Below are 11,755 nucleotides of genomic sequence, written 5' to 3' on the forward strand. Positions count from 1 at the left end.
GCTTTTACGCCACCAGATCAAAACGTAACTTTCTTTAATTGCAAGTAGTATCAGCCAGCCAACCCTCAGAAATGCAAGCTGAAGGTAGAGCCCTGACCCGCTTCGCTTTTAACGCTCAATTGATAACCGTTTTTGTCAGCCACCGCCTTAGCGATAGCTAGCCCGAGTCCATAGCCCGAACCATACCCACGCGTACGCGCTTCATCACTACGATAAAATCTGTCGAAAATTTTCGCCTGGTCTTGTTTGGCGATGCCAATGCCTTGGTCGACAACTGAGAGAGTTTGGCCGTCCAGCCGAATGACTACTGTACCACCTAGTGGCGAATATTTGATGGCATTATCGATCAGCGTACCCAAAATTTGCGTCACCGCCGCGACTGCGACCGTGTGCGTTACTGACGGCACTTGCATATCCAGTGCCACTTGTTTTTTGTCAGCCACCGGCTGATAGCGATCAACCGTGTCGCGGACAAGTTTCGCCATATCGACCGCCTGTTTTTCAATCTGCTGATTATCGACCTGGGTAAGTTGCAACAAATTGTCCGTCAGCTCGCGTAATTTTTCAACCTCGTCAATGTTGCGCTGGAAAACTACCCTCGCCTTTTTCTCATCCAGCGTTTTTTTGCGTAGCGCCACCTCGTTGGTGGTCATTAGCGCCGTCAGTGGCGTCCGCAGCTCGTGACTAGCATCCGACACAAATTGCACCTGGGCCCGCATTGCCCGCTCAATCGGCGCCAAAGTCCGCCGCGCCAACAACAAACTCAACCAATACCCAACCAACAACATCACGCCGTTCAGCACTATCAATGACATAACGACCGACCCACGGGTTTCGCGGTTGCGCTGCTCCAGGCGGCGACTAAACTGACGTTCGACGAGCTCTGGTGGCTGCTGAGCGTGTTCGCTCGGTGGCAATGGACGATTTAATTGCACAGAAGTGATGGCATAAATAATCACACTAAAGGCTAGCGACAGCGTCATAATCACCGCCAAGTAGCTCAGCGCTAGACGCCTGACGCGCTGCTGTTTCATGATTTATCCTCCAGTTTGTAGCCAAAGCCTGGAACGGTATGGATCAGTTTTGAGTCAAATGGTTTATCGATTTTGCGCCGCAAAAACATGATGAATAGCTCAACATTGTTCGGCAAGACATCGGCATCAAAATCCCACACGTGCGAGATGATCTGCTCTTTGGACAGGACCTTGCCAGCGTTACGCATCAGATATTCCAACACGGCGTATTCTTTGGCAGTTAGGCTAATTTCCTGCGCGGCACGAGTCACTTTTTTCAAACTCGGATCAAGCGTCAAATCACCAACCCGCAAGACTTCTTCCAACTTCTCGTTTGGACGGCGCAGCAAGGCACGAAGACGCGCCAATAGCACCTCAAAGCTAAACGGCTTTGCCAGATAATCATCAGCGCCCACGTCCAGGCCCTCGACAATATCCCGCTCGGCATCACGCGCCGTCAACATCAAAATCGGCGTCTGATTACCATCTTTGCGTAGCGCCCGGCACACTTCATAGCCATTCATTTCTGGCAGCATCACATCAAGAATAATCACATCATAGTCATCCGCCATCGCCGTCCGATACCCCTCGTCACCGTCATGCACCACGTCAACTGCATAAGCTTCGTCTTCCAAGCCTTCCTTCAGCGACTGGGCAATCGCCACGTCATCTTCTACTAGTAAAATCCGCATATCCTACCCCAGCATCTTTCCTAACGTATCAAATGTTCGCCCATTGCGGATAGTGATTGATGAGTAAAACTTTTCTTTCATTAGTAATTTATGGTATGACGTACGCAAAAATTCTTGCTCGCTATATTTACCCCAAAATACCGCCTTTTTACCAAAATGAATGATTTCATCATGAAGCGGCATTTGACCAATCCGCTCCTTGACATACTCAGGATCAACATCATCGGTATAAAACAACACATCAGTCCGCGCCAGAGGCTGATGCCACCATTTCGGCAGATTTGATACTTCATCTAAATACTCATTTTTCGTCAGGATGACGTGTTTGATGGTAAACGGAAAACACCCCAACAAGATAGCAATATTCTCTTTGACTGTCGTCAGGTCATCATCAGTGTCAAATATGGCATTACCACTATTGATATAAGTTACGATATGCTGATACCCCAAATCTTCGAGGCTCGCCGTGAGGTCTTTCATGGAGACCTTGTTTTTACCGCCGACATTGATGCCTCGAAGCAACAGGATATATCTCATATTCCTTAGTATACTATCGCCTGCGCCTCCGGCCAAATTCGCTGCACCAGCCGTTTGCCGCGCATGGTTAGCCGCACCCAAGCGTCGCCGTACACCCGGTTGATTGCCATCAGTCCTTGGATATCACGAATCTACCGACAGCCACTCAGCCACCCTCCTATTGACACGATGGTCATAGTTCGATACGATATGAATGAATATAAAAAATTATTCATTCATATTATTAACATGAAGGAGGTCACCAGCGTTGGATAAAAGACAAGCATTAAAAATAGCTGCCTATGATGTCTTCTCAAAAAAGGGATATAAAGAGACCGGTATCTCAGAAATTGCTAAACGTGCTGGGGTAGCAGTCGGTTCTTTCTACAACTACTACGACGGCAAAGAAACTATCTTTCTGGATGTGTACATTGAAGAAAACAATCGCATTCGCCAAGCGATGATGGACGACATTGATTGGCAGCAAGATTTGGTTGAACTTGTGAGACAGATTTTTGAACAGTCACGAAGCCTCGTTTCATCCAATAAAATTCTGGCGGAATGGCATAATCCAGCCGTCTCTCGCACACTACGTGGTTATTATTCTTCGGGTAAGGGTAAAGCCAGGAACACCTTCCATCAATTTTTGGTCGAGACCTTTACTAGTCGCATGGTAGCAGAAGGATATTCAGAGGAGAAGATTCAGGATATTTTACAGGTTTATAATTTGTTTTACTACATGGATATACATATCACTGAAGGCGATTTTCCAGGTATCAGTAGGACACTGGAGATACTTGCCACTAACTTTGTTAAAGGGATTTTTACATCATGAAAAGGAGTAAAAAAATGGTAATCATCGTTATATCTATTCTTACAGTTATAGGCCTTGCCACTTGGGGTGTCATCGCCTACTTAGGGAGAGGCCAAACGTTATCGGTCAAATCTATTGAAAACCCTAGCGGAGACCTTCATGTCATTCGCTTAGCAAAGCCCGACAACATGACATGGAAGGCAGGCTCTTCTGCCAAGATCACGCTACCTAGTACGGCATCTGGTGGTGAAAAGAATGATCATAAGGGCGAACAGACAAGTCGTTGGCTGAGTATCGCCTCTAGTCCTGAGGATAATGAAATTATTATCCTAACCCACAATAGCGGTAGTCCTTATAAAAAAGCTTTGACTAGCCTACCAGCAGGTAGCCAGATCAAGATGAGTTGGCTGGAATCCTCTTTGTCGGTTACAGACGGCAACGAGCCACTGGTTTGCTTCGCGTCTGATGTCGGTATCTCAGCAATACGACCAATTGTCAGGCAGTGGGCCGGTAAACGCCCTATCATGCTCTATCACCTAGACAAGGGAGTAAAGGTCTTTGACAAGGAACTCTCAGAGCTAGCAAACAAAACAGCCAATATGACTTATGAGACCAGTGCTAGCCTTTCTCAAAGCCAAGAACGCTTCAAGCAGGCGATTGATAGACATGGCAACAAGGCTCAATATCTTGTAGCAGGACAGCCCGACGATGTGAAAACGATGAAGAAACTCCTTGGAGACAATGCGATGCATGATAACGTCAAATCAAGTACTTTTCGGGGGTTGAAGTAGTCAATATGACTGCATGGTTGCCGATAGGTAATACTTAGGCAGCTATAGCCTGCGCCTCCGGCCAAATTCGCTGTACCAGCCGCTTGCCGCGCGTGGTTAGCCACACCCAAGCGTCGCCATAGGCCTGGTCGATCGCCATCAAACCTTTATGCCGTAAGTCCGCCAGCACATTCATCGCCGTTCGGCGCGGCATGCCCATTTGTGCTGCCAATATGGCCGCCTCATAACCACCGTCTTCGTAGACTTGCTGCAGTACCAGCGCCTCGTTGGTTGTTAGATTGATTTCGTTTGCGTGTACCTTGTTCATGATCATCCTTTCTGTTAATGATGAGTATATGATAGCCAAACAATCTGTAATTTCGCTGTAAGGTCGCTCGGGGCAAGTGTTAGTTATTTGGTGTGGGGAAAATTACTACATGAAAAAGCAGCGCCCGAGAAGGTAGGCGCTGCTTTATGACTATTCGCCACCAACTAATTAGTCTACCGGCGCGGTATTGGCGGTTGGTGGCTGCGCCGAGCCAGTCTGTGACGACGGAGCAGTTTGGGAAGATTTGTCAAGGACATAAAACAAAACTTCTTTGATAAATGTATATCTTCTCTGTTTCTCTCTTGATTAGCTTTAGTATTTTACCCTTGTATTAGTTTTTTGAATTGTTAGTTTAGTAAACTAAGAATATCCTACTTGCAATACTCTTTTATCTTATCGGCATATTCAGTCAAAAGATTCTTTGAATAAATTTTTTCATTTTTTGAATTTCTGACTTCTTTCCAAAGAATAGCAGCTACTTTTAATTTGTTAGAATAGTCGCGGCTATTTTCATCTGCACAGAAATCCTTTAAGAATTGATTCCATTGACAAACCGAATTATCATACTTGGCATAATCTGACTCTCCATAATAAACTTTTAGCATATCTTGAATTGTAAAACTCAAATCTTTTTCTTTCTTTACTTTTCTCCAAGCGGTAGCCATATCAGCAGTAAATTTAAATGGTGAGATACCCGTTAAAGCAGAAAAATATTCTCTGAATTTTGCGTTAAAGGAAAAACCACATTCAAGCAATAGCGTATCTAACGTAATATTTTCAACTTGCTTCTTTTCATTTTTTATTGATGACTTTTTAATCAAATTACCCTTAAAGTATTGCTCAATAATATAATTGAGTTCCTGTTTTGTACCTTTATATTCTAATCCTAATGACTTGCAAATCTGTGAAATTTCCTCACGATACCAATAGTATTTATTAAACTCAGCAAACGATGTAATTTTATCAAACTCAGGTCTATTTTTTGTCAATCTTTTATCTCCTCTCGAAACCAATTTATTTTTTCATCTCTGAATAATGGAGGTTTCACTTTTTTATCAGGATTGTAGTTATTGCAATTACAACCAAACTTTTTCAATGCTTTTATCTTATTATATACTATCCCACGCAAGCACTTTTCCTCTTGTATTCAACTCGTTAAACCAGTACTTTACTATTTGCCGATTTTCATACTTAGGGCACCAGCTCTCAATATAAATTACGTCCTCTGAAAAAATATCATCTCTTGTTGTGCAAGCCGCACAATGCGTTTTACGACCTTTGAACTCTCTTTATCGACAAGTAGCGCCTGTTTGACATGAGAGTTACCTCCTTTCCGGGTTTTTATTATTTTCTCTGTCCCTAAAAGGTTAATCCTTTTGGTTGTTTTGTGTAGCACTATTATTGTTCCGCCTAGATGGTGTTTGTGAATTTTGACCAGTCTGGTTCTGGTTGGCACCTGGCGCCTCGCCGCCCGTTTGTCCACCTGGCCCGCCTGGCTGGCCGTTCTGGGTTCGACTCATTCCTGGCGGGCCGCCAGCCTGATTATTCATGCCGTTTTGCGTGCCACCGACTTGCATGCCGACGACAAAACTGAGCGCACAGGCCACTACGCCACTGACCGCTATACCAGTAATTGCCCCGGCACTTAACCCGTTCTTGCCAGAATTTGTGCCGTTTGGACGCGGTGCGGGCGGCTGATCATAGACCGCTTCTGGCGTGGTGAGTTGTGCTTGCTTGGTTTGTGAGATTGCCATAATGTCTCCTTTCGTTACGTTACTCTCTCGATAATTCGTACAATGTTACATCGCTGCCTCCATAGTTAATGACGGTGCCAGTCTGTTTGACCCACGCCGCGATTTCATTATTACCGCCGCCTGGCCCGCCGCCACCACGGCTGTGCGAGCTGATGGCGTAATATTTGACTTTGCCGGCCTTCACTAACTGTTTAAATTGCTCCAGCGTCAGCGGTGTATCGCTACCGTTAAATCCACCGACCGCCATGACTGGCTGACCGCTGGTGAGCTGGATGGCTGCTGATTCATTAGCACTGGCTACCGCCACCAACCAGGTTGCGCCATGTTGATGCTCTACGAGATACTGCACCAACTGGCTATTGGCCTGCGACGATTCATTATTACTACCCCGCATCGCCGTGGAACTCGGCCCAGCCGTCGGAATGCTACCGGTGTGCGCGACGTTGACTGTCGCCAATGTATAAACCGTCGGGGCAAGTGTACAGGCGGATATGGCGGTGATAATCGCCAAGTTTTGTAGCCACCGCCGCGGCACATAGAGATTAACCAGCAGTCCAATCATCCCCGCAAGACCCAGCAACCCAACCGTCCATATCAGCCACGTCATCGTGCCAGCGTAACCGAGGATAATCACCGCTATCGCCGCCGTCACGCCGACCAGCACCGGCAGTAGCCACGCATACGGTTTACGTCTGGTATAGGCACCCCACAGAAACGGCAGGCTGATACCGACGAGTGCCGCCACCGCTGACGCCATCACCACCACGTAGTACGGATGAATCACACCACTAGTCATGCTGAAAATCACGATGTGAATCAACAGCCACAGCATCCAGAAAATTACTGCCGCCCGCCCACGATTGGTTCGGGGTGTTTTTCGCAAAATCCATAGCATCAATCCACCGCCCGCCAGCGCCAAGACTAGCAACCAAGCAATGTTCGGCCCAAAATCATTGTTAAAGATCCTAAAGATTCCCGTTTGCCCACCGAAGCCCGTACCGCCTGGACCATGTCCGCCACCTGGGCCACCGCCCATACCACCCGGCATCATACCGGCGCCATCTGCCATAGTTTGCGTGGTGCTACCAGCAGTTTGAAGTGTTGTAGTACCGCCGATTCCACCACCCGGGCCACCACCGCCACCGCGTCCGCCAAGCAATCGACCAAAGCCGTTATAGCCAAAAATCAAACTCCAAATATTGTTATCGTTAGTGCTACCCACCCACGGCCGACTACCAGCTGGCGTCAGCCAAACCAGCACACTCCACCACAGCGTCGACATCGTGGTGATGACGCCCGCAAACACCACGTGCAAAAATCGCGTGACAATCGGCGGCTTGGCAAACACCAGATAGACTAGCACCATTGCCGGTAACACCATCAACCCCTGGAGCATCTTGGTATTAAATGCTAGCCCCGTGAATAGCCCTGCTAGACCCAGCCACAACAGTGGTCGTTTCCCTTCCAGCGAGCGTAAAAACGTATAACCACTAGCGGTCAGCATCAATGTCAACATCGCATCGGGGTTATTGAAACCAAACATCAGTGCCACCACCGGCGTTAGCATCAGTGTCGCTCCAGCAATCACAGCGCTAGTGAACCCGAACTGTCGTTTCACCGCTCCGTACACCAACCACACCGAACCAACTCCCGCCAGCACGCTTGGCAGCAACATCGAGAAACTCGAAAAGCCAAACAACCGAGCGCTCAGCCCCATCAGCATTGTCGCTAATGGTGGCTTATCAACCGACACGTAATTTGCCGCATCCAGACTGCCAAACAACCACGCTGTCCAATCTTGACTGGCTGCCTGTACCGCTGCCGCATAGTAACTATTTGCCATGCCATTATGCAACGCACCAAACAGATATAGTGCACCAGTCAGTGCCAATAGCACTGGTAGTGTCCACTTTTCAAGCCACGACCGCTTGTCTAGTTCCTTGTTGACGCGATACAGCCCCTTCAGATCATCGACGGCCGTTTTCACAATTTTCACGCGGCTATCCGTATCCTCAATCCAAGTCACTGGCTGTTCGTAAATCGGCACGCCCGCCCGCTCAGTTTTGATCAGTAGTTCAGTGTCAAAAAACCACTCGTTGTCTTTGATTTTCGGTAAGAATTTTGCGGCGACATCCCGGCGGATCGCCTTGAAACCACACTGCGCGTCACTAAACTTAGTACCTGACGTCCATTTGATAATATTGTTATAGCAACGCGAGATAAATTCCCGCTTCAGCCCACGCGTCGTTTTGGCACCCTTGGCCAGCCGCGAACCGATCGCCACGCCAGCTTCGCCCGCCATCAGCGGCTGAATCATTGGCAGAAAATCGTCCAGATTCGTGGACAGATCGACATCCATGTACGCCAAAATGTCAGCTGGACTACTTTGCCACACTCGTTTGAGCGCCCGCCCGCGACCACGCTCCGCCAGGCTAACGACCTGAACTGATTGGTGCTTTTCCGCTAAGTTCTTGGCAATTTCCAGCGTCTTGTCCTGACTGCCATTGTCCGCGATAGTGATTTGATAATGATACGGCAAATGTTTCGCCATATATTCATCAATTGTCGTGATACTTTGCTGGAGGATTTTTTCCTCATTAAGCACCGGCACGACAACATCAATGAATGGACGGGCAATCGCCCGAAACGCCGGCTGGCTCTCAGTAGCGGCGAGGTGTCGCGACCGAGCCAGCGGTTGGGGTATGGTTGCTGCTTTCATAGTCATGCCAGCAACTATAGATGAGGGGTCTGTAATTTTGCTGTAGACAACAAGATAAGTAAGCTATGATACTAAGATGCAATTACTATACGAACCAGATAATGAGCTTTTTGATGATATAACTAGTCATTCATAGATTTACGCAATTTTTCAGTGAGCATTATGTACTGTTGTTGAAGGATTTGCATTTACAGGACTTGTTTCGTTTTTATTAGCCTCCTCAAGCATTTGCTCTGCTCGCTTCACTGCTCTACTGTAGTTAGAGTTAATTTTATCAAAAACATCGTCACCATGAGTATAACCGCCCAGGTGAGATTTCAACTTCTTCTCAATAACCTTTCTATGCATAGGTGTTGATATATCTTGTAGATGAAGTAAGAGCCATAATTCAAATGAATCATTCGAATATGCCACCTGTATATCTTCCCTATATGCTAATTCTAATGCACGATTATAATGTTTCCTTGTCGTTTGGTTTACCAGGATCGACATCACGATCAAACACAACCCACGTCTCGTCGCCTCTTGTGTAGCGTTTTTCTTTCTTATATTGCCCCCTTAATTCAATCGCCTTTTCAACCAACCTAGTCCTTGAATCTTGTTTATCAACAGACTCAATACGAGGTCCTGTTGTGCTTCTAAAATGTTCAAAATAACGAGATTCTGTTTTTCCTTCAGTAACAATCAAGAAAAAATTCGCTCATCTAACTTTCCAGAAGGTCTTTTTCCGCTTAAAGAGAACTGGCTTCGGCTTTTACTGCTAGGATGAGTCATGTATCACCTTTATTAAGCTTCCCAAGATTTTATAACAGGCACTGCGCCAAACCTACCCTCCAAATAACGTTTGGCAAGATCGTACTCTTTTTTTGTTTTGTATTCCGATAAACATCGCAGTACTGAAGCTTCGCCAGTGCCTTTGTCGGCAAACCAAATCTGATCTCGCCGGAGATCAAGCTTGCCATTTAGGGAATTCTTTGCGAGAAGAAAAGTTTCATGACTTGTAAAAATAAGTTGAGCCCCGTGTTTATTTAATTCAGGATTTTGAAACGCCTCAACTATTCTCTTAGTCAAGAAAGGATGTAGACTTGATCCAAGTTCATCAATCACAACCATCTCGCCTTTATTTAAAGCATCCAGTAGTACAACTGCCAATATAAATATCTTTTGTGTACCCAACGACTCATCACCAAAGTTAAAGTTCCGGCTCTCTGTAAGTTTATGACCACTATTGTCATAAATAAAATGACTCGACTCCACTTGATAGCTAAAACCAGCCCCATTAGACATTGCTTTCTTCAATTCCTCCGGAATACCCGCTGGTAGTTCGGCAACGCTTACTTCTGACTTGTCTATTAATATATTATTTATGCCTATATCTGCTTTATTTATAAAATTTATAACCTGCATTCGTAATTTTTGATCAACAATACAACGTTCTAATATATAACGCTTTAATTCGTCAATATCGGTACTGTCTATAATTTTTATTTGTTCTTTTACTATCTCAAGTAACTTACGTGAGTACGGATCTGCTAAATTGGCAAAAACATTAACGGCCAACGCCGTATCTAAGACGCGCCTCGACAAAGGCTCAAGGTCACTCTTAACCGTACTATCGAACGTAAAGTTATTACGGCTTCTCTCAAAAATCATACGCGAGCGTCGATTTGTTTTCGGTCTGTCTACTAGACCGAGCCATTCTGAAACTATGCCAGAATTATCAACTTCAAATCCATAATTATACTGCGAAACAGTGTCCTTATCCCATAAAGATAGTTCGAAATGTATTGGTAGACTGCTACTATTGGTGTTTAGTAAGAATGGTTGTAGGAGCGGGTGTTTATTAATAGGAGAGCCTATATGGTCTGTATTTAACATTGAATCTATCATATACGAAAGAGCTCTAATGATATTAGACTTTCCTCCAGCGTTCTGGCCAAATATACCGGCAACAGGTAGAATATTATCTTTGAAATCGGTAGTTGATATTGCAATACCATCATTTTTAAGTGGTTCTGCCAGCAAAGATATACTAGCCGCTTCCTTGAATGACCTATAATTTTTAATAGTGAAGTCTATAATCATAGTGTACACATTGTATCATATTACCCCCTATAAAACAATAAGTAATGCGAAAAAATCGCATACTTACTAAAAATATCTATATTTTAGCTTAATTTTATTATTACTACTGCAATGAGTGTTCAATTTGGCAGATGAATTCTTATAATTCTATTTACAGCCTTTTTACAGCCCCACCTACTATACTCACCGACATGACTATTCACAAGCAACTCACCACCTTTGCCGCCATCGGCATTATCAACACTACTGTTGATGCCACACTATACACTCTGTTAATATGGCTCACCGCACCGCTACTATTGGCCGTCATCATTTCAACCACCGCAGGAATGGTTTGTAGTTATGTTCTCAATAGGCGCTTCACCTTCAAAACCGACCGCCAGCCAATTGTTCAGTTTATCGGCATCACCCTCACTGGCCTGTGGGTTTTGCAACCAGTCGTCATATGGCTGCTCGTCCAACTGCTCGGGATAACCAGCACTTTTGGTTTGAGCGTGGCAAAATTAGCCGCCACTAGCGTCAGCCCAGCGTGGAATTTCGTGTGGTACCGAATTGTATTTCAAGGAACAAAGAAAAAACACCTCCGTAGAAGTGCCTTTTCATGGCTCCGGGGGCGGGGTTCGAACCCGCGGCCTATTGGTTAACAGCCAACCGCTCTACCGCTGAGCTACCCCGGAATACCTGTCGTATTATAGCGAGTTTTACAGCGGTTGTAAAGTTACTGGCGGACGATTGCCAGGGCTTTTTTCAAGATTGCTGCTTCCGAGCGCGACTTTTCATCATCCGCCGCTTCCCGCCGGTTAATCTCCCTCTCTAAATTATGCCACCACGCTGCTGGCTTTTCCTGCCGCAGCACCAGTGATCGTATCTCACCATCACGCTTATCGAGCATGCCGGCTGCCACCAAATTATCGACATGCTTGGCCACCGTTGAGACTGACTTATACCCCAGCGCCCGCATAATTTCCCGCAGCGTCGGGCTATAGCCATTGCCCTTGATAAATCCATCGATAAAATCCAGCAGTATTTTTTGTTTTTTCGTTGGTTGCATACTTTTAGTATAA

The 11,755-nt window shown here is 45.8% G+C and carries 14 protein-coding genes, 1 tRNA gene and 1 pseudogene; 3 read left to right on the forward strand and 13 right to left on the reverse strand.

All coding sequences use genetic code 11. From position 1 onward, the window contains the following. Positions 1-65 precede the first annotated feature (65 nt). Genes GWK74_04800 through GWK74_04810 form a run of 3 tightly spaced genes read right to left on the reverse strand, consistent with a single transcriptional unit; the run spans position 66 to position 2,242 of the window. The gene (locus GWK74_04800) at positions 66-1,034 is read right to left on the reverse strand and encodes a hypothetical protein (GenBank protein ID QHU90792.1); all 969 of its coding nucleotides are present in this window, start codon (positions 1,032-1,034) and stop codon (positions 66-68) included. Further along, positions 1,031-1,705: a response regulator gene (locus GWK74_04805; GenBank protein ID QHU90793.1), complete on the reverse strand. Its 675-nt coding sequence runs from the start codon at positions 1,703-1,705 to the stop codon at positions 1,031-1,033. Before GWK74_04805 ends, GWK74_04800 begins: the two co-directional genes overlap by 4 nt. Before the next feature lie 3 nt (positions 1,706-1,708). Further along, positions 1,709-2,242, reverse strand: a complete 534-nt coding sequence (locus GWK74_04810; protein QHU90794.1) for a DUF1697 domain-containing protein — start codon at positions 2,240-2,242, stop codon at positions 1,709-1,711. 247 nt (positions 2,243-2,489) lie between these two features. On the opposite strand from GWK74_04810, the gene GWK74_04815 reads away from it, so the two are divergent. Both GWK74_04815 and GWK74_04820 read left to right on the forward strand, forming a co-directional pair. Beyond that, complete coding sequence (locus tag GWK74_04815) at positions 2,490-3,056, forward strand: TetR family transcriptional regulator (protein ID QHU90795.1); 567 nt, start codon at positions 2,490-2,492, stop codon at positions 3,054-3,056. Then, positions 3,053-3,826 (forward strand): ferredoxin reductase, encoded by a 774-nt coding sequence (locus GWK74_04820; GenBank protein ID QHU90796.1) that lies wholly within the window; start codon positions 3,053-3,055, stop codon positions 3,824-3,826. The genes GWK74_04815 and GWK74_04820 overlap by 4 nt, the downstream gene beginning before the upstream one ends. Before the next feature lie 34 nt (positions 3,827-3,860). Here GWK74_04820 and GWK74_04825 read toward each other — a convergent pair whose 3' ends face one another. From GWK74_04825 to GWK74_04860, 8 genes and pseudogenes are all read right to left on the reverse strand, one after another. Continuing rightward, complete coding sequence (locus tag GWK74_04825; GenBank protein QHU90797.1) at positions 3,861-4,133, reverse strand: hypothetical protein; 273 nt, start codon at positions 4,131-4,133, stop codon at positions 3,861-3,863. A gap of 371 nt (positions 4,134-4,504) precedes the next feature. Further along, complete coding sequence (locus GWK74_04830; GenBank protein ID QHU90798.1) at positions 4,505-5,122, reverse strand: hypothetical protein; 618 nt, start codon at positions 5,120-5,122, stop codon at positions 4,505-4,507. Further along, positions 5,119-5,350: pseudogene (locus GWK74_04835) on the reverse strand (hypothetical protein). Before GWK74_04835 ends, GWK74_04830 begins: the two are co-directional and overlap by 4 nt. A 150-nt stretch (positions 5,351-5,500) precedes the next feature. After that, entirely contained in the window at positions 5,501-5,887 is a 387-nt protein-coding gene (locus tag GWK74_04840; protein QHU90799.1) for a hypothetical protein, read from the reverse strand. Positions 5,888-5,906: 19 nt separating this feature from the next. After that, positions 5,907-8,612 (reverse strand): glycosyltransferase, encoded by a 2,706-nt coding sequence (locus GWK74_04845; GenBank protein ID QHU90800.1) that lies wholly within the window; start codon positions 8,610-8,612, stop codon positions 5,907-5,909. A 144-nt stretch (positions 8,613-8,756) separates the two neighbouring features. Next, entirely contained in the window at positions 8,757-9,098 is a 342-nt protein-coding gene (locus tag GWK74_04850; GenBank protein ID QHU90801.1) for a hypothetical protein, read from the reverse strand. After that, positions 9,058-9,294 carry a hypothetical protein gene (locus GWK74_04855; GenBank protein ID QHU90802.1) on the reverse strand — a complete coding sequence of 79 codons (237 nt, stop codon included), beginning with the start codon at positions 9,292-9,294 and terminating at the stop codon, positions 9,058-9,060. Before GWK74_04855 ends, GWK74_04850 begins: the two co-directional genes overlap by 41 nt. A gap of 98 nt (positions 9,295-9,392) precedes the next feature. Next, complete coding sequence (locus tag GWK74_04860; protein ID QHU90803.1) at positions 9,393-10,691, reverse strand: AAA family ATPase; 1,299 nt, start codon at positions 10,689-10,691, stop codon at positions 9,393-9,395. A gap of 131 nt (positions 10,692-10,822) precedes the next feature. On the opposite strand from GWK74_04860, the gene GWK74_04865 reads away from it, so the two are divergent. Then, the gene (locus GWK74_04865; GenBank protein QHU90865.1) at positions 10,823-11,335 is read left to right on the forward strand and encodes a hypothetical protein; all 513 of its coding nucleotides are present in this window, start codon (positions 10,823-10,825) and stop codon (positions 11,333-11,335) included. Here the strand turns inward: GWK74_04865 and GWK74_04870 are convergent. Together GWK74_04870 and GWK74_04875 are read right to left on the reverse strand one after the other, a co-directional pair. Further along, positions 11,294-11,368, reverse strand: a tRNA-Asn gene (locus tag GWK74_04870). The genes GWK74_04865 and GWK74_04870 overlap by 42 nt on opposite strands. Before the next feature lie 41 nt (positions 11,369-11,409). Continuing rightward, on the reverse strand, positions 11,410-11,742 hold the full coding sequence (locus GWK74_04875) for a hypothetical protein (GenBank protein ID QHU90804.1): 333 nt from the start codon (positions 11,740-11,742) through the stop codon (positions 11,410-11,412). Between the last annotated feature and the right edge of the window lie 13 nt (positions 11,743-11,755).

It is taken from the genome of Candidatus Saccharibacteria bacterium oral taxon 488 (genome assembly GCA_010202115.1).
Taxonomy (GTDB): domain Bacteria; phylum Patescibacteriota; class Saccharimonadia; order Saccharimonadales; family Saccharimonadaceae; genus Nanosynbacter.

Bases quoted from the DNA above. Each gene is read 5' to 3' on its own strand.
- GWK74_04800 (QHU90792.1), bottom strand. From the start codon at position 1,034: ATGAAACAGCAGCGCGTCAGGCGTCTAGCGCTGAGCTACTTGGCGGTG.
- GWK74_04805 (QHU90793.1), bottom strand. From the start codon at position 1,705: ATGCGGATTTTACTAGTAGAAGATGACGTGGCGATTGCCCAGTCGCTG.
- GWK74_04810 (QHU90794.1), bottom strand. From the start codon at position 2,242: ATGAGATATATCCTGTTGCTTCGAGGCATCAATGTCGGCGGTAAAAAC.
- GWK74_04820 (QHU90796.1), top strand. From the start codon at position 3,053: ATGAAAAGGAGTAAAAAAATGGTAATCATCGTTATATCTATTCTTACA.
- GWK74_04825 (QHU90797.1), bottom strand. From the start codon at position 4,133: ATGAACAAGGTACACGCAAACGAAATCAATCTAACAACCAACGAGGCG.
- GWK74_04840 (QHU90799.1), bottom strand. From the start codon at position 5,887: ATGGCAATCTCACAAACCAAGCAAGCACAACTCACCACGCCAGAAGCG.
- GWK74_04845 (QHU90800.1), bottom strand. From the start codon at position 8,612: ATGACTATGAAAGCAGCAACCATACCCCAACCGCTGGCTCGGTCGCGA.
- GWK74_04850 (QHU90801.1), bottom strand. From the start codon at position 9,098: ATGTCGATCCTGGTAAACCAAACGACAAGGAAACATTATAATCGTGCA.
- GWK74_04860 (QHU90803.1), bottom strand. From the start codon at position 10,691: ATGATTATAGACTTCACTATTAAAAATTATAGGTCATTCAAGGAAGCG.
- GWK74_04865 (QHU90865.1), top strand. From the start codon at position 10,823: ATGAATTCTTATAATTCTATTTACAGCCTTTTTACAGCCCCACCTACT.
- GWK74_04875 (QHU90804.1), bottom strand. From the start codon at position 11,742: ATGCAACCAACGAAAAAACAAAAAATACTGCTGGATTTTATCGATGGA.